General features: G+C 36.8%; 24 protein-coding genes. 11 read left to right on the top strand and 13 right to left on the bottom strand.

Annotated elements, in window-relative coordinates; translation table 11 throughout:
• The first annotated feature begins 49 nt into the window (after window positions 1-49).
• From H4J57_RS06205 to H4J57_RS06225, 5 genes are all read left to right on the top strand, one after another.
• A complete protein-coding gene (locus H4J57_RS06205) occupies window positions 50-274 on the top strand; it encodes a FeoA family protein (protein ID WP_070375663.1) in 225 nt (74 codons plus the stop codon).
• Entirely contained in the window at window positions 274-2,490 is a 2,217-nt protein-coding gene (gene feoB / locus H4J57_RS06210; RefSeq protein WP_182242269.1) for a ferrous iron transport protein B, read from the top strand. Before H4J57_RS06205 ends, feoB begins: the two co-directional genes overlap by 1 nt.
• A 180-nt stretch (window positions 2,491-2,670) precedes the next feature.
• Entirely contained in the window at window positions 2,671-3,066 is a 396-nt protein-coding gene (locus H4J57_RS06215; protein ID WP_182242370.1) for an MmcQ/YjbR family DNA-binding protein, read from the top strand.
• A gap of 410 nt (window positions 3,067-3,476) precedes the next feature.
• Window positions 3,477-3,758: a DUF6482 family protein gene (locus H4J57_RS06220; protein ID WP_259366807.1), complete on the top strand. Its 282-nt coding sequence runs from the start codon at window positions 3,477-3,479 to the stop codon at window positions 3,756-3,758.
• A 3-nt stretch (window positions 3,759-3,761) separates the two neighbouring features.
• Entirely contained in the window at window positions 3,762-4,019 is a 258-nt protein-coding gene (locus H4J57_RS06225; RefSeq protein WP_182213831.1) for a DUF3081 family protein, read from the top strand.
• A 128-nt stretch (window positions 4,020-4,147) separates the two neighbouring features.
• Here the strand turns inward: H4J57_RS06225 and H4J57_RS06230 are convergent, their stop codons facing one another.
• From H4J57_RS06230 to H4J57_RS06245, 4 genes are read right to left on the bottom strand one after another with little or no spacing between them, the layout of a single operon-like run.
• On the bottom strand, window positions 4,148-4,894 hold the full coding sequence (locus H4J57_RS06230) for an SDR family NAD(P)-dependent oxidoreductase (protein ID WP_182242270.1): 747 nt from the start codon (window positions 4,892-4,894) through the stop codon (window positions 4,148-4,150).
• Entirely contained in the window at window positions 4,857-5,282 is a 426-nt protein-coding gene (locus H4J57_RS06235) for a thiol-disulfide oxidoreductase DCC family protein (RefSeq protein ID WP_182242271.1), read from the bottom strand. Before H4J57_RS06235 ends, H4J57_RS06230 begins: the two co-directional genes overlap by 38 nt.
• Before the next feature lie 15 nt (window positions 5,283-5,297).
• Entirely contained in the window at window positions 5,298-5,735 is a 438-nt protein-coding gene (locus H4J57_RS06240; RefSeq protein ID WP_182242272.1) for a DUF3429 domain-containing protein, read from the bottom strand.
• Between the two features lie 29 nt (window positions 5,736-5,764).
• Entirely contained in the window at window positions 5,765-6,439 is a 675-nt protein-coding gene (locus tag H4J57_RS06245; RefSeq protein WP_182242273.1) for a flavin reductase family protein, read from the bottom strand.
• Between the two features lie 300 nt (window positions 6,440-6,739).
• Between H4J57_RS06245 and H4J57_RS06250 the strand changes: the two genes are divergently transcribed.
• Entirely contained in the window at window positions 6,740-7,513 is a 774-nt protein-coding gene (locus H4J57_RS06250; protein ID WP_182242274.1) for a MipA/OmpV family protein, read from the top strand.
• A 13-nt stretch (window positions 7,514-7,526) separates the two neighbouring features.
• Here H4J57_RS06250 and H4J57_RS06255 read toward each other — a convergent pair whose 3' ends face one another.
• The 6 genes from H4J57_RS06255 to H4J57_RS06280 form a co-directional block, all read right to left on the bottom strand.
• A complete protein-coding gene (locus H4J57_RS06255; protein ID WP_182242275.1) occupies window positions 7,527-7,961 on the bottom strand; it encodes a hypothetical protein in 435 nt (144 codons plus the stop codon).
• A gap of 86 nt (window positions 7,962-8,047) precedes the next feature.
• Window positions 8,048-9,817 (bottom strand): alpha-amylase family glycosyl hydrolase, encoded by a 1,770-nt coding sequence (locus tag H4J57_RS06260; RefSeq protein ID WP_182230224.1) that lies wholly within the window; start codon window positions 9,815-9,817, stop codon window positions 8,048-8,050.
• Window positions 9,818-9,830: 13 nt separating this feature from the next.
• A complete protein-coding gene (locus H4J57_RS06265) occupies window positions 9,831-11,060 on the bottom strand; it encodes a glycosyl transferase (protein WP_182242276.1) in 1,230 nt (409 codons plus the stop codon).
• Between the two features lie 10 nt (window positions 11,061-11,070).
• Window positions 11,071-11,919: a mannosyl-3-phosphoglycerate phosphatase gene (locus H4J57_RS06270; RefSeq protein ID WP_182242277.1), complete on the bottom strand. Its 849-nt coding sequence runs from the start codon at window positions 11,917-11,919 to the stop codon at window positions 11,071-11,073.
• On the bottom strand, window positions 11,916-12,797 hold the full coding sequence (locus H4J57_RS06275) for a kinase (RefSeq protein ID WP_182242278.1): 882 nt from the start codon (window positions 12,795-12,797) through the stop codon (window positions 11,916-11,918). The genes H4J57_RS06270 and H4J57_RS06275 overlap by 4 nt, the downstream gene beginning before the upstream one ends.
• Before the next feature lie 374 nt (window positions 12,798-13,171).
• Window positions 13,172-13,699, bottom strand: a complete 528-nt coding sequence (locus H4J57_RS06280) for a hypothetical protein (RefSeq protein ID WP_182242279.1) — start codon at window positions 13,697-13,699, stop codon at window positions 13,172-13,174.
• Window positions 13,700-13,850: 151 nt separating this feature from the next.
• Between H4J57_RS06280 and H4J57_RS06285 the strand changes: the two genes are divergently transcribed.
• Entirely contained in the window at window positions 13,851-14,438 is a 588-nt protein-coding gene (locus tag H4J57_RS06285) for a CIA30 family protein (RefSeq protein WP_259366808.1), read from the top strand.
• Between the two features lie 19 nt (window positions 14,439-14,457).
• The gene (locus H4J57_RS06290) at window positions 14,458-14,673 is read left to right on the top strand and encodes a TIGR02450 family Trp-rich protein (protein WP_182213809.1); all 216 of its coding nucleotides are present in this window, start codon (window positions 14,458-14,460) and stop codon (window positions 14,671-14,673) included.
• 86 nt (window positions 14,674-14,759) lie between these two features.
• Here H4J57_RS06290 and H4J57_RS06295 read toward each other — a convergent pair whose 3' ends face one another.
• Window positions 14,760-15,632, bottom strand: coding sequence for a LysR family transcriptional regulator (locus H4J57_RS06295; protein ID WP_182242280.1), 873 nt, complete (start codon window positions 15,630-15,632; stop codon window positions 14,760-14,762).
• Between the two features lie 94 nt (window positions 15,633-15,726).
• Here H4J57_RS06295 and H4J57_RS06300 point away from each other — a divergent pair, with 94 nt between their 5' ends.
• Window positions 15,727-16,227: a lactoylglutathione lyase family protein gene (locus H4J57_RS06300; protein ID WP_070375692.1), complete on the top strand. Its 501-nt coding sequence runs from the start codon at window positions 15,727-15,729 to the stop codon at window positions 16,225-16,227.
• Between the two features lie 238 nt (window positions 16,228-16,465).
• On the top strand, window positions 16,466-17,773 hold the full coding sequence (locus H4J57_RS06305; protein ID WP_310733706.1) for a GGDEF domain-containing protein: 1,308 nt from the start codon (window positions 16,466-16,468) through the stop codon (window positions 17,771-17,773).
• A 32-nt stretch (window positions 17,774-17,805) separates the two neighbouring features.
• Here H4J57_RS06305 and H4J57_RS06310 read toward each other — a convergent pair whose 3' ends face one another.
• The gene (locus H4J57_RS06310) at window positions 17,806-18,159 is read right to left on the bottom strand and encodes a DUF3802 family protein (protein ID WP_182213806.1); all 354 of its coding nucleotides are present in this window, start codon (window positions 18,157-18,159) and stop codon (window positions 17,806-17,808) included.
• A gap of 370 nt (window positions 18,160-18,529) precedes the next feature.
• On the opposite strand from H4J57_RS06310, the gene H4J57_RS06315 reads away from it, so the two are divergent.
• The gene (locus H4J57_RS06315) at window positions 18,530-21,517 is read left to right on the top strand and encodes a TonB-dependent receptor (protein ID WP_182242281.1); all 2,988 of its coding nucleotides are present in this window, start codon (window positions 18,530-18,532) and stop codon (window positions 21,515-21,517) included.
• Between the two features lie 191 nt (window positions 21,518-21,708).
• On the opposite strand, the gene H4J57_RS06320 is transcribed toward H4J57_RS06315, so the two are convergent.
• Window positions 21,709-21,852 carry a hypothetical protein gene (locus tag H4J57_RS06320; protein WP_182242282.1) on the bottom strand — a complete coding sequence of 48 codons (144 nt, stop codon included), beginning with the start codon at window positions 21,850-21,852 and terminating at the stop codon, window positions 21,709-21,711.
• Window positions 21,853-21,927: the final 75 nt, after the last annotated feature.

The following is a 21,927-nucleotide window of genomic DNA, read 5'->3' on the forward strand; positions in this document are numbered from 1 at the left end:
ATAGTAAAGTAGAATCAAATGATAATCATTATTATTTGAGTTGTTGTTTATGACCCTTTCACAATTGACGCGTACCCAACGAGCGGTGATCCGCACGTTGCCAACAAATTTCGATTTGACTTCAAAGTTAATCGAGCAGGGTTTTGCGTTAAAAACTGAGATATCATTAGCCCATAAAGCACCATTTAATGGGCCACTTGCCTTTCATCTCCATGGTACTAAAATTTGCTTAGCACCGAGTATTGCTCAACAAATAGGTATAGAAATCGTCTAATGTCACAAGCTTTACATTTGGCTCTAGTTGGCTTTGCCAATTCAGGAAAAAGCACGTTTTTTAATGCTTTAACGGGCGCGAAACAACAAACAGGAAACTGGACTGGCGTCACTGTAGCGACAAAACAGCAGCGCTTCTCATTTAATAATGAGCAAGTTTTACTTTCAGACTTACCTGGTATTAGTTCTCTCGCCACTCGAACTGAACAAAGTAAAGACCTGACTATTACCCAAGATTTTCTTAAAAATAATGACATTGATTGTTTAATTAATGTCGTCGATGCGACGCAATTAAAGCGTCAGTTGTATTTAACGACTCAGCTACTTGAACTCGGTTTACCGGTATTATTGGTTATCAATAAATCTGATCGAAAAGAAGCGCAAACCGTTGATATAAATATTTTAGCCAAAGAACTTGGCTGTAAAGTTATTATTGCCAACAGCTTAGCTAAAGATACCTTAAAACAAGTTGAACAGGCTTTACTTGAATTACCTAAAGCAAGTGAACGTCCAAAGAAATTAATTTTATCAGCAGATATTGTCAATAAACTCGCTGACAAAAACTCAACTGAGGTGTTAATTGATCTTGAATGTGGCGCTTGTAATGATCAAGGTGGCTGTCAGCAAACCAATACCGATGCTATTAGTATTATGCAGGCGCGTTACGAGTTTATTCAGCAGTTATTGATCGATGTTAAAAAGGGTCTACCGGTTTCCAAAAAAGCACCGGCAATAAGTTTAAGTGACCGCCTTGACCATTTTATCCTTCATCCTTGGTTAGGTGTCCCCGTTTTTCTTAGCATGATGTACTTATTGTTTATGTTTGCAATCAATGTTGGTAGTGCTTTTATCGACTTTTTTGATATTTTAGCCGGCGCTATTTTTGTCGATTACCCGCAAAGATTTTTATCAAGTTATGATTTACCTCAGTGGTTGCTAACCTTAATTGAAGGAGCTGGCTTAGGTATTCAAACGGTCGCTACTTTTATTCCAATCATCGCTTGTTTATTTATTGGTTTATCTATTTTAGAAAGCAGTGGCTACTTAGCGCGTGCAGCGTTTGTGGTTGACAGTGCTATGCAAAAAATTGGTTTACCCGGCAAGGCTTTTGTCCCTTTAATTGTTGGTTTTGGTTGTACGGTTCCTGCTGTAATGTCGGCACGAATTCTTGATAGTGAACGTGAACGTATCACCACCATAATGATGTCACCGTTTATGTCGTGTGGGGCACGTTTACCGGTATATGCTTTATTTGCTGCGGCATTTTTCCCTGATTCTGGGCAAAACTTAGTTTTCTTATTGTACTTAATCGGTATAGCGGCAGCACTATTCACTGGATTTTTATTAAAGCACACGGTATTAATGGGCAAAAATTCTGTCAATATTATGGAATTACCGCTTTATGAAATACCTAAGCTTTCTTATCTCGTGCATCGTGTTTGGCAACGTACTCGGTCTTTTATTTTGGGGGCAGGTAAAACGATTGTCTTAGTGGTTTGTGTACTCAACTTCTTTAACTCATTAGGTACTGATGGTCAGTTTGGTCATCAAGACTCTCAAGAGTCGGTATTAAGTAAAAGTGCTCAGGTTGTTACCCCTTTACTTGCACCTATGGGTATTAAGGAAGATAACTGGCAAGCAAGTGTTGGCATTATTACCGGCTTGTTTGCGAAAGAGGCTTTAGTGGCTACATTTAATAGTCTCTATACCGATGTGAATGCAGAGCCAGAAGCATTAAAGTCAATGGCTGAGTTGTGGACTGACGCGACGGATTCAATAAAAGAAAACTTATTAGGTATTCAAGCTGATGATCCTTTAGGGACTGATATCGGAGATGTTACCAACTTACATACCGCCGCAGAAGAACAAGGCGTTAATGAAGGAACATTCACCGTTATGCAGGCTGCATTTGCCGGTAAAATTGGCGCATTTAGTTACTTGTTATTTATTTTGCTTTATACACCTTGTGCAGCAGCTATGGGCGCAATAAAGAGTGAAGTTGGCAGTCGTTGGGCTGGATTTGCGGCTTTATGGAGCTTTTCATTGGCTTATTTAGCGGCGACATTTACTTATCAAGTGGCAACCTTTGCTACTAATCCGTTGTCAGCGGGAATTAGCATCACCATTGTCATTGCCATTTTTGCGGCGATATATTATTGGTTAAAGCGTTTCGGTAAAAGTATTTTAACAATCCCAACACAAGTTTCTTATTATTAATTTAAGCTAAGCTCAGCTTTTGCTAAAAAATACCGATAGATTGTTTGTCGGTATTTTTTTAGGCTGAAGCATCTGCCCATCTTGCTCACTAACCCAAAGTCACTCTTTACTGCTATGCTTAAATTCATTAGACCGTAAATTTAAGCCTTTAATTTATAGAGATAAACGTCAATGAAATCTATGAACCAACAAATGGCTGAGCACTATTTATCAGCTAAACCAGCAAGCTCACTTTATTATCCATTTGGCGATGACGTTAGCGTTTTCAAGGTCAAAAACAAACTGTTTGCAACGATTTCTCATGGTTCAAACGCTAAAAGTGCCAAGGTTGCAGAAGACGCTAAAGGCCACTTTTGGATGAACCTAAAATGTGACCCAGATGAGGCAGAGATATTACGTGATATTTTTCCAGGCATCATTCCCGGCTATCATATGAATAAATCTAATTGGAATACTATTATCTTAGATGGCTCAATTCCTCAGGGCGAGCTAGAGAGAATGATGGATAATTCTTATTTACTAGTGGTCAGTAAAATGACCAAGAAAGATCAGCAGTCAATTCTAATCCAGCTTTAGCCGCTATGGTAATATTGATTATAAACCTAGCTATTCGCTTAAAAGCGTTATCTGTTAATTTAACTGTTTGAACTAATCAATTTACTATGTGCAACCCTTAGTGGTGTGGTTACGCCATTTTGTATATACATACTCTGGGCTTTTTTGATATGAACAAGGCTACCAGAGGATACACATTTCCATTCATCCATTATATGGAGGTGGAGATACCAGACAGTTTTACTCTTCATAGATGTTCCTTAATGGCTGTAGCGGAATACTAGCTAAAGGATAATAGAGAGGAGCATCTTTTGACAAACGAGATATTTTAAGGTGATAGGTTAGTAAAATTCAACTATGAATTTTACTGAAGTTGATCTTTAATCTTCGTATCACCGTAATGATAGCTATACTCAAGTTGGAGAATTATTATGATGAATACATTAACTAACAGTAATCAAGCAACTATACCTACTATTATTGGTGTCGCTGAATCGACTCATTATTTAGTTGGCGCGGTTGATTCTCTCAATAACTTTATTGGTCTAACCCAATCTAGAGATGTTGCTGTGATGGGATCTTTAGTTGAAGCTAAAAATTATCTTCGAGATAATAATATATTTAACGCTGCACTAGAGTATCAAACAGCTTATGATGAAATGTGTGGCACCAGCAGTAGCAGTGGTCGATGCAGCCAAATGATTAAGTTTTAACTGATGAAGGATAGACAATTAACGCTAAGAGATTTTTTAGAAATCTATGACCATATCACCAAAGAGGGTACTAAACTCGATGGTGTTTATCAGTATTCTGGTATTAAAGCTTGGCATGACTTTGATGGATATACATGTTGGTTAGGTTATAAAGACTTAACAATAACCTTATTATTCCATGGCAGATTTTCGATTGAATATGATAATAAAGTGACGCTTGAATCTTTTCATAAAATAGCTGACGGTTTTACTAAAAAATAATCACCTTTAATGAATAATCCCTAATAAAAACTGCAAATCTCATTGCAGTTTTTTTATTGTTTTTAACTTCAATAGTTAAATCAAAAAGTAACTTGGAATAATTAACTTTTAACGGCCATTACTGTCAGCTACCAATTAATAGACTTGCCCTGCCAATCAAGATAACTCAAGGTATGATCAATAGGAGTATCAGCAACAATAGTTAGCAATTGTTTGGCAACAAATTCACTGGTAAAAAGTTTATCTGCAGGGACATTCTTTTGAAAAGGTTTAGACAACGGCGTATCTGTAGTACCGGGATGAAAAGAAATTAGCTTTATATTCTTTGCTCTTCTTGCCAACTCAATAGATGCAGTTTTAAGCATCATATTTAATGCTGCTTTCGATGCCCTATAGCTATACCACCCGCCTAATTTGTTATCATTTATACTGCCGACCCGGGCACTAAAAACAATAAATTTACAGGGTGACTTCCTTGTCAGTATTGGTGTCAACTTCTGAACCCATAACATTGGGGTTAATGTATTTGCGCTAATAACTTGCTCAAATGCTTGTGCATCGAAGTCTTCTAGACGTTTTTCTGGTTGAAATTTATCACTATGCAGTATGCCGTTACAGACAAAGACTTGGCTTATGGGTAACTCACTATGCGCAACTAATTCTGCTATAGCATTGTCTATTGATTGCGGTTGGTAATCTTTAACGATAATTTTTTTAGTTTTAAGGCTGTTTTGCTCCTCAACAGTGTCTTTCTCGTCAATGGCTTGTCGACTAATAAGAATAAGGCCAGTATCAGCCAAAGAAGCTACTTGGGTGGCAATTGCTTTGCCAATGTCGCTATTTGCGCCAATGATCAGTGTTAGTTGATTTATCATAACAAGTTCCTGAATTACAGTTTGCTGTTTTTATGCCAAAAACTTTGGCGAGAAGTGCTGAAATTTGATGACGGTATTTAGCCATTCCTAAGTAAACCCAGTGGCTTAGTGTTTTAAATACTGGCCAATTAAGAGGAGCTACCCAAAAACCCTTACCAACAAGTGTCCAAGCCCTATGCGTGACTTCTAAACCGAGTAGAATTTTACCATTATAAGTTGCGTGTAATATTTTCATAGCGGCTGAAAAATCAATTGCAGGGTAAAGACTTGAAAAATTTTCTTGGTGTATATCGACCAAAAGTATGATGTTGTCTTGATCATGCCTTTTTAGGTGGATCATTTCAGTTGCGCACATTGGACAATTGCCATCATAAAATATAGTTAGCATTAATTTTCCTAAAAGTTACTGGGTGGCTATATAAATGAACCACAGATAATAAGCACTGGTATGCAGTGAGAGAACAATAAAAGTTAGCCAAAAACGCATTCTCATGTAAGCCACATCAACATCGTTTATTTGCTCTGTTATCGCTAATTTTTTTTCATATAAAAATAAAAACATAAAGCTGAATGATAATACTATTAAGGCCAAATCACCGGGCATCAGTAAAGCGGTAAAAGCGATTAAGCTTAATAAATTACTAATAATTTGCTGTGTTAACCGAGTATTGTCTTCGGCTTTACGCCACAATGTGCCAGCAATGAAACTGACTATAATAGCGCTATAGGCTATAAAAGCTTGTTGTGCCCACACAGAAGAGTCTTCTAGCACAACACTTAAATATAAAAAACCTGCAAAAGGTAGTAGACCAAGATAGCCAAGTAACTGCCAACTTTTCATTTTTGTCCCTAGAGTTCAGTGAAGCTTATTTAGATTTCAAATGAATTACCGTCAAGTGCCTGGCCATCAAGTGAAATTTCTCTAGGCTGAACTTCTGGCTTAGCATAACTCAATCGTGATAAGCGTTGACTGGTGTGGTAGCTATCTAGTCCTGAAATAGCAACCGTACCCAATGATTCGATATCAATATAGCCATCAGCTTTAATAGCAACTTCATCACAAATAATATCAGTGATTTCACCTATTACTAATTGAGTACCATTAAGTTCGATTGGCACTATCTCACGTAGTTTCAAGGCGTACTTTAAGTGACTTTCTTTAACAAAAGGGGCATTGATACCATCAACGTTATAAGGCGTTAAACCGGTTTGCTCAAATTCTGATTGGTCGGCATTATAGCGTGCTGATGTTTGATGTGCCGCTTGCCAAAAACTTTCATTAACTTGATTTATGGTGAATTGTTTAGTCTGCAGAATGTTTTCTAAAGTATGGCGTTCGACGATGTCTGGGCGAGTAATAAAACCAACTAGAGCAGGCGAAGAGCCTAAATGGACAACAGAGCTAAATATCGCTAAATTGTTATGGTTTTGCTTGTTGCGTGTACCAATGAGGTTAGCACTTTTAAATCCGGATAAACTATTGATCAGTTGAGCCCGGTAGCGTGAATCCATCTTTAACAATTCGTTATGGCTCAAGTGTTTCATTTTAGGTTTACCCGATAATATAATTTATGCTTAACTATACGTAGTTTAGGCCAAGGTCGATCACCTCGCTGAGATATTTTAATTATTGTACCTAGCTAACAATAAAGACAAGGCTGCACTTTACTCTTTGTTATAATTAATATTATTTTTAATAACCGTATTATTAAATTAACACTGAATAAATAGAGTTATGATAAATGTATAACAAGCTGTTACTCGGTTAATTTCATCGGAGGTTTAAACCTCATTGCACTTTTAAACGTATACTCGGTATGATAAAAATCCAGTGAGAATCACCCAATGATACAAAGCATTTATAAAGCCTTAATATTAATTTTAGTTTTTCCAGCTTTTTACGTTTTTTCAGAGCAGGGGACAGTCGTATCTGTTGAGCGAAAAAAAACCGAAGGTTTTTTATACGGCGTAGGTATCAGTGTTAATAAAGAGATATATAAGGGATATAACACCCGAGTAATGCCTTTACCTTTATTGGGATATCAAGGAGAAAACTTATCAGTATTTGGACCATTTATTAATTATAAGTTAATAAATTCGAATCGATTAACTCTCTCCGCAAAATTATCCCCAAGATTCCAAGGGTTTGATGAATCTGATAGTGCTATTTTCGAAGGGATGAGAAAAAGAAAAAGTTCATTTGATGTCGGCTTTGGTGTTGATTATCAACAAAATGATTGGAAAATCGGCTTTTCTTCGATGTTTGATGCACTAAATCGCTCAAATGGTTTTGAGATAAAATCAACGATTGGTCATGTTTTTAGGTATGGGCCAATATTTTTCGAACCCTCAATTTCACTCAGTTTCTTAGATAAACATCATGTTGATTACTATTATGGTGTTTCTAAAGATGAAGTGAATCAAAATAGGGGGGCTTACCTTGGTCACAGTGGCGTTAATAAAAATCTTGGATTTTCAATCGCGACCCCTATTTTTTTTGGCGGATATACCCGCTTAAATCTCGAATACACTTGGTTTGATAAAAGTATTACTGACAGTCCTCTAGTTGAAGAAAAAAGCAGTTTACAGTTGCTTTTAGTGTTTACGAAAAACTTCTAGCAGCACCATCAAGCTATACTAATTCGTAAGCTTTTAATCCTTTTTCTGTAGTAAAACCATATTCATTGAGCCAGCTAATCGCTTTATCTTGATCAGAAAATATTCGCCTCTCAAAGTTACTGCGTGTTTCAATTGCCATTTTATCGAGGTACATTTTTTTCATCATTGATTCATTGGCGACTTGCGCTGATTTTTCTAAACCATTTAAAATACAAAAAGCGGCTAACTCATCAACAACAGGGACAATTTCAGGAACACTTATTTGCCAGTCATCTAAGAAGACTAAATGCGCCCATTTTTGTATTTTTAACAATTTCACTTGCGCTATAAATGCTTGTGAAAAATTTTCCGCACACTCTTTATTCCAGGAACCCGTTAAGCGCGCGATAATTATATTATTGCTCACGTGTAATTTGAATTCACCATGAGGTGCAAAATAATCATGCATTGATAATCCCCCCTGCTATTCCAAAGCTAATCTGCAGTTAATACCAAAATTATTTTTAGTATAGCGTTTATTTTTAACTTTTCACTTTATATATTTGATATCCATACTGTTTGATAAGGTGACAAAGTAAGCTCTTGGTTTAACTCTGTTATTTTTACTGCGGTAATAAGTTCAAACCATGATTCGGTAATAATTAAGTTCAGCTCACTCAAGGGTAATACTACCGGTTGATCAGAAATATTACTCACACAAAACATGCTTTGTTTTCGGTCTTTACTTTGTCGCCAAAAACCAAACAATTGCAAACCTAAATGCAGGGTAAATTGCGTTGCGTTAGGATGAAAGGCGGGTTGTTTAATTCTTAACGCCAATAAAGATTTTAATGATGAAAGCACTTTTGCATGGTGTAAGTTACTGTCATTAAGTGCTTCTTCTAAAGCTTCTACATGCCAGCGACGCCTGTTAATTGCACGGTTATGATGGGTATTTGCTAATTTTTGATAATCATTTTGTGTGCCTAGCATGCTGTGAATGTAGATACCTGGTATGCCTTCGAGGGCAAACATAATGGCATGTGCACAAATAAAACGCTCAAAATTCCACTGATCTTTACCTCGCACTGTGCCTTGCATTGCATCATAAAGTGATATGTTCATTTCATAGGCTTTTTGTTGGCCGGTATCTGTAGTGCGCCAAGATATTTTTCCACCGAAATTTTCTACTGCCTGTACTAAATTATCCAGCTCAGCTTCATCTAACAATCCTTCTGCCGGGCGTAAACCAATACCGTCATGTGATGCAATAAAGTTAAAATACATAGTGCCATCTTGCGCAGGAGGCATACTCATTAGCCAGCGTTTAAGGTATAAACAGTTACCCGTTAGCAAGGTATTTAATAACAACGGCGGTAATGAAAAGTTATATATCCCATGGGCTTCATTGGCATTACCAAAATAAGTGAGGTTCTGCGTATTGGGGATATTGGTTTCAGTGATAATAACAGCATCTTGTTTAGCTGACTCAATAAGCGTCCTTAATAACCTGACCACCTCGTGAGTTTGCGGTAAGTTAATACTGGGTGTTCCTACTACTTTCCATAAAAACGCGATGGCATCTAGACGAAATATTTTTACACCCATATCAAGGTATTGTTTAATAATAGAAGCGAAAGCTTTTAAAACTTCAGGATTACGAAAGTCAAAATCAACTTGGTCATGACTGAATGTGCACCAAACAAATTGTTTGCCTTTGCCAGTTTCAATTTCCTTTAAGAGGGGCGATGTCCTTGGTCTCACAACGGCTGACAAGTCATCATCAGCAAGAGCCGTAAAAAAATAATCGCTGCCTTGTCCTTCACCTTTAATGAAGTTGTCAAACCATGCACTTCTGCTTGAACAATGATTGATGACGAGATCAGACATTAAACGATAATGTTCACTTATCTGGCCAATATCTTGCCAAGTACCTAACGACTCATTTACCGATGAATAATCGATAACTGAAAAACCATCATCAGAACTATAAGGAAAAAAAGGTAAAATATGCACGCTGTTAATCGTATTGCTAACGTTAGTGTCTAAAAAAGTCTTCAACGTTTTGAGTGGTGCTTCATCAGCCTTAACGATACTATCGCCATAGGTTATTAAGATAATATCTTCTTCTGACCAATGGTTTGAGAAAGGCTTCGCCGCCATTGTTTCTTTAGATAACCCCATAATATCAAGCAGAGATTGGGCAATATCACTTACTGGCTTTTCAAGCGGGACATCGTGATAGATAGTCGAAAGCTGCTGAACTAACTTTTCTTTTAAATTACCCTGCAATTTAGGTGTTAACTGATTATCTTGCGTTGGCATGTGGCACCTTTTTTTATAATGCTTGTCTGAATTCTTCGTTATCTAACTCTACCGCTTCTTTTAGTTGCGATAAAATATCAGGTATGGCGCTAACTACTCTATTCCAAGAAGGAATAAACGGTGTGTCCATGGGTTGATCTAAGAAGGTATTGCCCGCGGTTAATATATTCTGTGCGAACATCTCAACTGCTTTTTCTTCATTATGAATATCAAGTTTAAGGCCATTCATCATGGCATCATTTCGATAAGTTTCGACATAATCCAACGCAATACGATAGTAAGTCGCTTTCAATGTTCTGAATTTTTCTGCCGTGAACGTTTCGCCTTGGGTAGCAAGTTTACGAATAAAGGCTTTACTGATATCAATCGACATTTTTGATAAACCACCATCAGTATTATCCAAAGATAAATCTTGATGCTTATGATCGTAGGTCGCCGCAATATCAACTTGGCATAAACGGTTAGGCGAATAGTTGCGATACATTTCTGAGAGCACACCAATTTCAAGGCCCCAATCACTAGGAATACGAATATCGTTTAATACATCTCGACGGAAAGAAAATTCACCCGCTAAAGGATATAAAAAACTGTCCATGTATTCTAAATAGTCACAATGACCGACTGTTTTTTTCAACGCTTTAATTAGCGGTGTTACTAATAGACGAGATACACGGCCATTTATTTTTCCACCGGCAACTCGTGCATAAAAACCTTTAGCAAACTCGTAATTAAACATAGGGTTAGCAACAGGATAAAGTAGTCTATCTAGTAGTTCACGTTCGTAGGTCAAAATATCACAATCATGTAGGGCAATTGACTCCGCTTTACCCGAAGCTAAAATATAGCCCATGCAATACCAAACATTACGGCCTTTACCCAACTCTTTGGGGGCTAACCCTAGGGCATGTAATTTTGCATCTATCGCTTGTAATCTTGGACCATCATTCCATAATACTCGGTGATGTTGCGGCAGTTGACCAAAGAAAGTTAAGGCGTGTTTATATTGTTTAAGATCGGCACGGTCAAGACCAATAACTATTTCTGATAAATATTCGACACCTTTAATTTTATTAATAATATCGGGTAAGGCTTTGCCTTCTAATTCAGAAAATAATGAAGGTAAAATAAGCCCTAAAGAGCGCTTTTTAGAGAAGGCTAGTATTTCAGCTGCCATATCTGCTGGTTCACGCTGTGCTAAGTTATGTAGCGTGGTTACTGTACCGTTTTGATAAAAATCAGCCATGGTTTACCTCTTATATAATAGTAGAAGATGAAAGTAGTTGCTTTGCAAGCAGGGTTTGTAGTGCTTGAGCCCAACCCTCAGGACCATAATCTTGCGTACGAGTCGTTTTAAATTGGCGATAGAGTTTGGGGAAGTTATGAACGGGTGAGCGAATTTGTACCGCGATATCTGCGGCTTCTAGCATTGGGCTATCATTTTCACCATCACCCAAGGCAATGGTCAGAATTGCAGGGTTATTAAAATTTTCTCGATATTGCTCAGTTAGCCAAATTAGGGCTTGGCCTTTATCGCAGTAGCCACCGACATGAATGAACCGACCACCTTGAACAACATTGGCTCCTAGATCAATAAGATGCTCTATAAAGCTATTTTTGCTGACCTCATCACCGAACCATTGAATGGGTTCACCATATTGCCTTTGTTGAGCGCGCTTAGCTTCTGTTAACGACAGCCCTGTTATTTCGGTAAGGTCAGCTGCAGACATAGTGGAAAAACCTTGATAATACTTTTTAAATTCATCAGTTTGTTCAGCTAATAAAGATAACCAATGCTGCCTTGGTAAACAGAAAGATTTTACCCAATAGTCACCAACAATTTCAGTGTCAGCAGGTTGTGCTGAAAAAGTAGCTATAGGTATATAAATAGCGGCACCATTTTCAATAATAAAGGGGGTATCTAGTTTGAGTTCACGATGAATAATGGCTAATTCAGCAAGGGTTTTACTGGTATTTAAAATAACCGGAATATTTGCACATTTTAATTGCGCAAGTGTTTTATCTGCGGGCCTTGATTGATAAGTGAAGTGATCGAGTAAGGTTCCATCTAAGTCACTAAAAACAAGTGTTCTTAATGAGCTCATCGTACTTCCTTTAGCGGCACATCTTTGATTTGGCGAGCATAATCTAAGTAAAATATTGCGTCGGCAGATTGTGCGATAGTCGTGCAGCTCTGTACGCTAAGTCTCTGAAAATATTGGGTGAAGTTTAATATTTCTTCAGGAGACATTACCTTTGAATTAGCTAAGTTGATGTTTCTAGCTTGTAATTTTTGTTCTTGCTCTAATCGCCATTTATAAACACAGTCAAATGATGGTGCTTGCAGTGCTAACCAAAAATCCATGTTTTTGTACAAGGGAACATAAGCCTCGCTCAGTTGTTGATTAACGTAATTTCGCCATTCACCTTTAGCGTCATACTGCAATTCAAGTTCATTAATAGCTGACCTTAGTTGTTCTTCAGTTTGAGGCTTTACCCCCCAACACCATCCTTCTAATAAAATAATATCTATTGGTTTATCAACCACAGTCCACTGCTCTTTTGGATAGGGTTCATCGGTAGCCTTATTGAATCTAGGGATAGAAAACCCCGTTTTTTTAGCTTTTAATTGCAAAAGTACGTGCTCAAGAGTCGCCATATCATGAGTGCCTGGCACACCTCTTGTCGCTAATAATGGGTGAATGTTTTCTGCAAGCTGCTGACGTTTTTCACCTGTTAGATAAAAATCATCTAAAGACATTACCACCACATTAAGAGGGTATTGTGTTGTTAAATATTCAGCGAGAAAATCTGTTAATGTTGACTTTCCACTACCTTGGCAGCCATTGATGCCGACAAAGTACGGTGTGTTGTGTTTTTTGAATTGCCCCAATATTCGCTCAGCAAGTGGTTGGTAATGCAGTCTAACGGTGTCGCTGAATTCATCAGGTAGTTTGTGTTGTTCAATAAAAGCAGAGAGCATAATTTTCACTGTAGATAATTATTCATTATCATTAGAGTTTCAAGTCTTATGCCAGATCATTAGTAAACAGTGTTTTGCTACTAATTCATTGTAATAAAGGGTTTTTATTTGAGGTTAGTGGGTTTCTGAAATGATGAGTAACCGAGAAAATTGCACTGATGTGATTAAGTGCCCCGTTTTGGTGCGGTAAAAATCAAGGGTGAAGTGGTGAGTTAATATGTCGTGCTTCAAAATATTTTGACAACAAGGTTGAAGGAAATAAAGAAGCATGGGTATATAAATAGATAAGAATAAACCTTGGGTAAATAGATAAAGTTGGCAAAAGACAATAACGGTTAATTGCTGTCTATTGCACAAGTCTCAACAAAGTTACACTAGCTCGATGGCGTTAACTTATCTCTCAACTCATTAAGCGCTGCAACTGAAAAACCGTCATCATAAAAATAAACGATGATGCCATTTTTATCTAACAGTAATACTCGCGCGTTATTAGGGCTTTCATTTCCAGTGAAAGCTTGAACTTTATCACCGTCTTCATAAATTGTAATCACCCCTTTCCAAAGAGGTTTTGGAATACCAGCACGCATACCATTGTCGATAAAAGTACTAAACATTTTTGGGAACAATCCCTGAATAGTCGGGAGCTCATAGACATGGACTTTAGTTTCAGTCATATCTAAACCGATTAACCATCTATCGATATCGAACTGTGAATTCTGTTTGTAGCCTACTAATAATAAAGTAAATTCTTTGTTGAAATCGGCTGGAATATTGACTGTGTTTTCTTCTAATGTTTGTCCGGTAACCGCTGGAAAAGCTTTACCTGTGACTGATTGATTTGTATATTTTGTGCTACAACCTGAGGCAAGGCTGATAAACAATATCAATAAAAAAATGCGCATATATTTTTACTCGTTGGTTATTATTTTAAATTAAATCTAACACTACATACGTTAGAGTATTAATTTTAGCTCATTTTTAGTGGTTTTGATCTTAACAAGTTTATTTTGCGTATTTATAAGGCGATATAGAATAATTAAGTGGAATTTATTGATGCGATTTATTTTAATTTTATGTTTGTTTTTCAGTGCTTATGCCAGTGGTAACAATATTAATAACCAGGCCAATGATAATTCAAGTGGCAATAAGAAGGCTTATATGATTGATTTTTCAAAACAAGAAAACGGACGCTGGCGGATAACCAATGATGGCGTTATGGGCGGCTTATCAAACGGGGAAATGATGTTTGCTCAAGATCATGGCATTTTTAGCGGTAGCATCTCTCTAGACAATAATGGCGGCTTTAGTTCGGTTTTTCGTGCTGTCGATAATCTTCCACAATCTTATAAGAAACTTGTTATTAACACCGAAGGTGACGGGCAAGCCTATCAATTAAGGCTAATTATTTATGTAAATGGCTACCGGTTAGCTTATAAACATGACTTTAAAACCGTCGCTAATAAGCGTGAAAATCATATCTTCGAGCTTGCAGACTTTAAAGCAACTTTTCGTGGAAGGGCTATACCAAATGCGCCTTTACTTAACTCAGAAGATATTAAAGAAGTCGGATTTTTAATGACTAAAAAAGTCCCTGGGCAATTTTCATTATCGATATTTACACTGTCTTTTTTGAAACAATAACTTATACACTAAGGTAAAGATGAATAAAATTAATCCCAAAGCCCTCATCAATAGTAAGTGGACTAAAGTTGATATTACCAATAAAGAAAAACACTTTATTATCACTAAGGTGGAGTTTGACGAAGAACAAAAAGTAATTGCCTGTGTTATCGAAGCGGTGATGACTCATAATGAATACACCATAGATTGGCGTGATCTAAAAGTCAGTGACCAATGGCGGGTCGGCTGGAAATAAATTTACAATTAAGTCACGATGAGCCGATTTGAGTGTTTGCTTATCGCTAAAAAATTAATAGGCTAAGTGAGTTTTTATAGTCAATGTTATAAAATAAATTTACGAATCGATTTTTTAATTAATTGACTCCTTTGAGTGTCAAACGAATGTTTGTTTTGGCAAAGATATAAAGTTTCACTGACCGGTATCTCCAATGTGTGTACTTTTATCAGGCTTTGCTCTGGGAAAGCGTTTACCGCATGCAGGGGTAATACGGTAAAACCTAATCCTTGGCTAACGGGCAATAAAATCAAACTTATTTGATTAGAAAATCCTTTGTGCTTAAATTGACTTGTATGTTCAAATTCAAGATAATTTTTACTCAATAATTGTTGTGCATGATGTTCTGAGTCAGGGTGGCTGATAAAACCTATAGAAGTAAGCACTTGCCAGTTGATACTTGTGATATCACTTGACGTTACTAAAACCAAAGGCTCAATGGCTATTTTTTTGTAGGCTAACTGTGGGCTCCTATTTAACTCAGTGAGTATCCCCAGGTCAATTTTTCGCTCAATTAAATTTTGCTCTATATTTTTATTGGGTGCAAAGGTGTAATCGATAATAAGCGCCGGATAGCGTTGCTGCATATCAAGCATCTTTGGGTATAGTTTTAAGCCGACACTGCCAGGTGTACTTATTTTAATGACACCGATAAAAGCATCATCTTGTTTAATTGAAGCTTCGATATCAGCAGATGTTTCTAATAAATCTTGTCCTTGTTGGCGTAATTTAATACCCGCATCGGTCAATGAGAAAGACTTACCCTCCCGCGTTAATAATAAAATGTCCAACTGCGCTTCAAGTTTTTTTATATGCTGGCTTACCCCTGATTGCGTCATAAAAAGAATTTCTGCTGTTTGGGTAAAATGTCCAACGTCAGCAAGCGTGCAAAATGTTTTTAACCAAATAAGATTTATCATAACAAAATGTACTCATTTATATTACAAATGATAATTTTATATACTTTATAAAGTTCACTATACTTTGTCTATCAAATTTAACGAGGTAATAAAAATGAGTAAAGCATATCCAAGAACTTTTTCCCATATCGGTATTTCAGTCCCTAATTTAGAGGCTGCTGTTGAATTTTATACTGGCGTTTTAGGTTGGTATGAAATAATGAAACCAACAGAAATCATTGAAGATGATAGCCCCATTGGCGCTATGTGTACCGACGTATTTGGCGCTAATTGGGGTAAATTTAAAATAGCCCACATGTCGACAGGTGACCGCATCGGCGTTGAGCTATTCGAATTTGCTAATCAAGAAAATCCAGAAGACAACTTTGAATACTGGAAAACAGGCGTGTTTCATTTTTGTGTGCAAGATCCTAATCTTGAAGAACTGGTGGAAAAAATTGTCGAAGCAGGTGGTAAAAAACGTATGGCAGAGCCGCGTTACTACTATCCCGGTGAAAAGCCCTATCGTATGATTTACATGGAAGACCCTTTTGGTAATATATTAGAAATATACAGCCACAGCTATGAATTAACCTATGCGGCCGGCGCTTACTAATTTAAAGTCATAGCTTATTAACACTGATGATTTAATAACCCAATAGAAAGTCATTTTCTCTTGGGTTATATCAAGATAACTTTAGCGCTTAATCCTCTCTCCAGTCTCTGCACTATGCAAGCTTACCCACTGAATAAATATTGGCTAAATAACGATTATGTCGCAAGCATAATGCCTATTATTAATTTTCAACTACAATTAAACTTTCTGTAATATCATCAACAGTTAAGGTTTATTAGTGAGTAAAAAGAAACCATTACCCGTTACTTCACCGTCAAAGGATAATTTATCCGTAGACGTTAAGATGTTAACGGAAGTGTTAAATAACGTTGGCACTTGTATATTCACTAAAGATATTCATGGTTGCTATACCTATGTAAACCAGGCTGTACTGGATTTATTTAATATTAACTTAACAGATATCATTGGCTTTGATGATAGTCATTTTTTTGATTTAGCGTTATCTCAGCAACTAAAAGAAAATGATCGAAAGGTTATTAAAGAGGCTATAACTGTAGAAAATGAAGAAACAAACTTCATCAAATCCCTACAAGAAACCCGGATATATAAAACAGTTAAAAAACCCTTGTTCGATGATGCTAACAATGTCATCGGTATTTGTGGTGTATCAACAGATATAACAGCAGAAAAAAAACTCCAAAAAATAATTAAAGCACAGAAAAAATTACTTCATACGGTACTTGATAATGTTGATGCTTATATTTACATGAAAGATAATGAGCGAACATTTAAATATGTAAACAGTAAAGTTGCTGAATTATTTGGTACGTCAGCAGAAAATATTATTGGTAAGAAAGACACTGAGGTTTTACCACTTGATGTTGCTGAGCATTTTAACCAATCTGATCAAAAAGTTTTTGATACGGGCGAAAAACAAACCATAGAAGAAACCTCAGCAGATGAACAAGGTAATGTACGTTACTATATTAGTACAAAAATTCCTTATCAACACCAAGGTGAACTTCCAACGTTAATTGGATTTTCTACCGACGTCAGTGAATTGTATGCGTTAAAAGAAGAATTTAGAAAACAAGCAAATACCGATTCATTAACTAAGCTGTATAACCGCCGCTATTTTATTGATCATGCTGAACGAGAGTTTCATCGTGCTAAAAGGCACCTTCGCATTCTATCCTTGATTGCTATTGATATTGACCACTTTAAAGATATCAATGATAGCTATGGCCATCCGATAGGGGATAAGGTGCTAATGTCAGTGGCTCAATGTTTACTTCCTTGTCTTCGACAAGAAGATATTTTAGCCCGTATTGGCGGTGAAGAATTTTCAATATTGCTCCCTGAAACTACATTGCAGTCAGCAAAGGTTGTCGCAGAGCGTATTCGACTTAATCAAAGTAATCTAATTATAAAAGGTGAGTGGCAGGGCGAAATTAAAGTAACTGTTAGTATCGGTGTTACTTGTATAAGATTTGCAGATGATAACTTTGATGATTTCTTTACCCGCGCTGACCGAGCATTATATCAAGCGAAAGACTTGGGTCGTGATCAGGTTTTTTGTTGGTAAATATTATTGCTCGAAATAATTCGCTCAACGCCTTAAGATAAAAACTGACTGTGAATTTCGCTATCAAATAAATTCTTAATCAGTAAGGCAAATTCTTTAATGAATGTTTTTTGCTCGTTAGTGACTTTGTTGTTAATAACGCCAGAAAGAATCTCTTCTAAATCATAAACAATAGCATCAACTTCTCGAATAATAGTATTGCGCTGATTAAAAGACAACGCTTCGTTCTGGCTGCAAATACTGATGATTTGTTCACTTAATTCTTGTTCAATAACGCTCATAACGGTATCTGAATCAGCACTTACTGAGGAGGAGTTTTCAAATAAACTGAAATGCTCAGTCAAGTATTCAATAATATGGATGTAACCTTCAGTATCTGTAACCATTAAAAATGTAACCTTTATAAAAAAATATACCATACCTCTTATGTAGGCGTTTGATCAAGGTTGGTCACTGCTATTTTTTCGTTATTTATAAAAACAATTTAGATTGAAATATGTCTATTAATTAGTCTTTTTTTTTATTGAAAAAGATATATTGTTGCAAACATTACTGTACGAATAAATAGACATTTATATAAATATCAGGTGGTTAGCTTCGTCTGTAAAAGTTCAAAATAACTTTGACCTAAAGGCTTGTAATATCTCCATATTCAGGCAGTATCAAGGGGTTGTTAATTAAACGAACGATTTGTTTAAAAGTTAACCTCATGATTTTAAATAATTAAAATTATAAGTTCAGGGAGAAATACTAATAATGAAAAATTCTAATTTAAAGCGAAACTTTAAACGCTCAATTGCAGCTATCGCTGTAACGACTGTTCTAGGTATGAGTACAGCATTTGCAGATACCGGTGGTCTAAAATTCCAAGTAACTGATGCAGAGGGTAAACCTGTAGCGGGTGCCGTTGTAAATGTAAGCACTTCTGAAAGTTTAGTTAGCCGCAAAGGCGTAACTGATAAAAATGGTTACTTAAGATTATCAGGTTTAGACCCATCAACTAAATATGAAGTTGAAATAACAGGTAATGGTTTTGAACCTTTTTCACGTGATAAAGTGCGTGTAGTGTCAGGTAAAAGCTTTGATGTAAATTACATCTTATCTGGTATTGGGGATAATATCGAAGTGATTTCAGTGAGAGGCTCTGTTGCAACCATTGATACTAGCTCAACGACATCAGGTATTGATTTAACTTTAGAAATGCTTGAATCTTTGCCTACTGCGCGTAATTATCAAGCATACTTACAATTAGCACCAGGTACTAAACCTTCTACAGGTGGAAACCCTTCCTCTAAATCAGGTGTTAACTATAGTGATAGTGGTGGCAGTGTAGGGGTATCTACAGATAACGTTTATTATATTGATAATATTAATGTTACCGATAATAACACAGGTACATTTGGTGCAAACTTTAACTCCGAAATTATTCAAGAACAACAAATACTGACGGGTGGTATTCCTGCTGAGTTTGCCGGTGGTGCAGGTTTAGTCTCTCGCGTTATTACTAAGTCAGGTAGTAATGAATTTCATGGTTCTGTTAACTACTACCTGCAAAATGATGGCTTAGTTGCTGATAACAAAAATGAAGATGCAAATAGCTTTTCAACCTTTGATACGGCTTTTACGCTTGGTGGTCCAATCATCAAAGATGAATTATGGTTCTTTACTTCTTATCAAGTCAAAGACCTTGAAGAAGATGTTGCTGATCCAGAAACGGGTGCACTTCAACGCACGATTACTAATGAAGCTGATTTAGGTTTTGCTAAATTAACTTGGCAAGCAACTCAAAATGATCGTTTTGTTGTTTCGTACTTTAACGATCCAACAGAAATAAGTGGTTCAGCTGATGCGTCACTCTTTAATAATCGAGATAGAGCTCGAAAACAAGGTGGTGATAATCTGCATTTTGAATACTCTCATACATGGGATGATTTAATTGTTACTGCAGAATATGCTTCACATGAAGGAGAACTGTCTAGTTTAGCCGCAGACCAATCTTCAAGAAATGATGTGGCTTATTTAGGGGGTAACCCTACGGGTCGTGATCTTTCACTCGGTGGACTCGGTTCTGACTCTATTACCAGTCGTGATGGCACTGAAATGAAAATTACTGCCGAATATTATTTAGATACGAGTGATTTTGGCTCTCATGTTATTAAAACCGGTTACTCACAAACTAAAAGTACCTTTAAAACCAGCCTAGAATATACTGGTGACGGCGCACAATACACATCAATTCCAGGTCAAAATTCAGGTGCTACCTTTGGTAGCTATGTTAGCGATAGCTGGACAGGAACTACCGATATTTCTGATTCAGACAGTGACGTAGATGGCATTCTAGATGCGATGGTAGCAACTGATAGCGCATACTATTTAGGCCTGTTAGATTCAGATAATGATGGTGAAATTAGTCGTGCAGAATTAGATGAGATGACTTTTAATAGTACTACGGGTAATCCAAATGGTTTAAATAATGTTTATCGCATTAATATGACCCAAACAGCTCCGGTTGAAATGTCAATTGAAGGTCAAGTATTCTTTATTCAAGATGAATGGAGCAATGATGATGGTATTTCGGTGAATATTGGCATACGTTCGGAAAAATATGAGCATATTTCATCTGCAGGCGATACGATTCAAACGTTCGACTGGGAAATTGCTCCTCGCTTAAGTGCTGCATGGGACATTAATAATGATGGGGAAAGTAAAGTCTTTGCTTTTGTTGGTCGCTACTATGATCCGATTCGTACCGACATGACAAGTTTTGCGGGTAATCTGACGGGCCCTGTTCGTGAAGAGCAAGTTTTTGCTGGTGACCGCTGGCTAACATTCCGTACACGTGGTGGTCAAAAGGGTGGTCAAGATGCCTTTTTCGCTCCCAGTATTAAAACGCCCTACACGGACGAGTTATTAATTGGTTATACGCAAGCCTTATCTGACGATATGAGTATTGATCTTACTTACACTAAGCGTGTAACCAAAGATATCATGGAAGATTATGACCTAGGAACTTTCTCAGATCCAAATAATGAAGCATTAGTAAATTCACCCTTTTACTTACCTTATTCATACTTTGGATATTCAGAAGCTCCTGAATCAAACTTTGTTATCGGCACACTGTCTGGTGCAAAACGTGAATATCAAGGTCTTGAGGCAACTTTCCGTAAACGCCGTACAGACAATTGGTCAATGCTTGCGTCCTTTACTTATAACGATGCGCAAGGTAATTCAAACTCAGATGGCAACGCTGATTACCAAGGTGATGTATTAGAGTTAGATCCAGCCGCACCTAATATGTGGGGTGATCAACCGGGTAATATTAAATACTTAGCGAAACTGGCAGGTAGTTATTATTTTGACAATGGCATTGAAGTTGGTGCTGTTTACAACTGGAACTCGGGGACACTTTATAGTACTAACTACGCTCGCGGTAGTCGTCACTTCCCGTTACGTGAAGATAATGCTTATGATTTTGGCGGTATTTCTTCACGTTGGGTTCAAGATGGTGTGGTCGCAGCTAACACTAGTGCTTCCTATGGTACTTTAGATCTTCGTGTTAAATATGTTTATGATTTTGATGAATACAAAGCAGAATTTTTTGTAGATATGTTTAATGTCTTGGATGATCAAGCAGGTGTACGTGAACAAGATCTTAAAGCGGGTGACGGTATTTATGCCTTTGGTGAAGCTATTGAATGGGTTCAACCTAGAAGACTATACTTAGGTGCGCGTCTTTCTTTCTAATTAAATGATAACTTAATAAAAATGCCAGCATCTTGCTGGCATTTTTTTTATATATCTAGATACCTCAGTTATTAACTAGGTTTATTTCATGCGTTAACTGTCGTCGCGTAGAACCTTAGCTGCTTGCTCATCTAAACTGATCATTATTTTTCTACTCAACACTTTGCCTAAACATTAACGAAAATTCCCCCTTAACTTTTTAACGGGCCATGTAAATATGGGGATAAATCAATCATTGGCATTATTTCTGGGCGAGGTAAATCGTTATATTTTTTAAATCGCTCAGCCGCAGAGCTGCAGTTAAATTGATCTGCATTATATAAAGTAGAACTCATTGTAGCTCCCTCAAGTGATTTATAGCTTAATTTGATTACTGATATTTGGAATATTTCAATTAATACGGATATTTT

The organism is Colwellia sp. BRX8-7, from assembly GCF_014077275.1.
Classification (GTDB): Bacteria; Pseudomonadota; Gammaproteobacteria; order Enterobacterales; family Alteromonadaceae; genus Colwellia_A.

Coding starts and splice junctions, on each gene's coding strand:
- H4J57_RS06295 (WP_182242280.1), bottom strand. CDS start 15,632: ATGATAAATCTTATTTGGTTAAAAACATTTTGCACGCTTGCTGACGTT.
- H4J57_RS06280 (WP_182242279.1), bottom strand. CDS start 13,699: ATGCGCATTTTTTTATTGATATTGTTTATCAGCCTTGCCTCAGGTTGT.
- H4J57_RS06215 (WP_182242370.1), top strand. CDS start 2,671: ATGAACCAACAAATGGCTGAGCACTATTTATCAGCTAAACCAGCAAGC.
- H4J57_RS06255 (WP_182242275.1), bottom strand. CDS start 7,961: ATGCATGATTATTTTGCACCTCATGGTGAATTCAAATTACACGTGAGC.
- H4J57_RS06225 (WP_182213831.1), top strand. CDS start 3,762: ATGAAGGATAGACAATTAACGCTAAGAGATTTTTTAGAAATCTATGAC.
- H4J57_RS06240 (WP_182242272.1), bottom strand. CDS start 5,735: ATGAAAAGTTGGCAGTTACTTGGCTATCTTGGTCTACTACCTTTTGCA.
- H4J57_RS06300 (WP_070375692.1), top strand. CDS start 15,727: ATGAGTAAAGCATATCCAAGAACTTTTTCCCATATCGGTATTTCAGTC.
- H4J57_RS06320 (WP_182242282.1), bottom strand. CDS start 21,852: ATGAGTTCTACTTTATATAATGCAGATCAATTTAACTGCAGCTCTGCG.
- feoB (WP_182242269.1), top strand. CDS start 274: ATGTCACAAGCTTTACATTTGGCTCTAGTTGGCTTTGCCAATTCAGGA.
- H4J57_RS06315 (WP_182242281.1), top strand. CDS start 18,530: ATGAAAAATTCTAATTTAAAGCGAAACTTTAAACGCTCAATTGCAGCT.
- H4J57_RS06250 (WP_182242274.1), top strand. CDS start 6,740: ATGATACAAAGCATTTATAAAGCCTTAATATTAATTTTAGTTTTTCCA.
- H4J57_RS06270 (WP_182242277.1), bottom strand. CDS start 11,919: ATGAGCTCATTAAGAACACTTGTTTTTAGTGACTTAGATGGAACCTTA.
- H4J57_RS06220 (WP_259366807.1), top strand. CDS start 3,477: ATGATGAATACATTAACTAACAGTAATCAAGCAACTATACCTACTATT.
- H4J57_RS06245 (WP_182242273.1), bottom strand. CDS start 6,439: ATGAAACACTTGAGCCATAACGAATTGTTAAAGATGGATTCACGCTAC.
- H4J57_RS06285 (WP_259366808.1), top strand. CDS start 13,851: ATGCGATTTATTTTAATTTTATGTTTGTTTTTCAGTGCTTATGCCAGT.
- H4J57_RS06265 (WP_182242276.1), bottom strand. CDS start 11,060: ATGGCTGATTTTTATCAAAACGGTACAGTAACCACGCTACATAACTTA.
- H4J57_RS06205 (WP_070375663.1), top strand. CDS start 50: ATGACCCTTTCACAATTGACGCGTACCCAACGAGCGGTGATCCGCACG.
- H4J57_RS06290 (WP_182213809.1), top strand. CDS start 14,458: ATGAATAAAATTAATCCCAAAGCCCTCATCAATAGTAAGTGGACTAAA.
- H4J57_RS06275 (WP_182242278.1), bottom strand. CDS start 12,797: ATGCTCTCTGCTTTTATTGAACAACACAAACTACCTGATGAATTCAGC.
- H4J57_RS06310 (WP_182213806.1), bottom strand. CDS start 18,159: ATGGTTACAGATACTGAAGGTTACATCCATATTATTGAATACTTGACT.
- H4J57_RS06230 (WP_182242270.1), bottom strand. CDS start 4,894: ATGATAAATCAACTAACACTGATCATTGGCGCAAATAGCGACATTGGC.
- H4J57_RS06260 (WP_182230224.1), bottom strand. CDS start 9,817: ATGCCAACGCAAGATAATCAGTTAACACCTAAATTGCAGGGTAATTTA.
- H4J57_RS06235 (WP_182242271.1), bottom strand. CDS start 5,282: ATGCTAACTATATTTTATGATGGCAATTGTCCAATGTGCGCAACTGAA.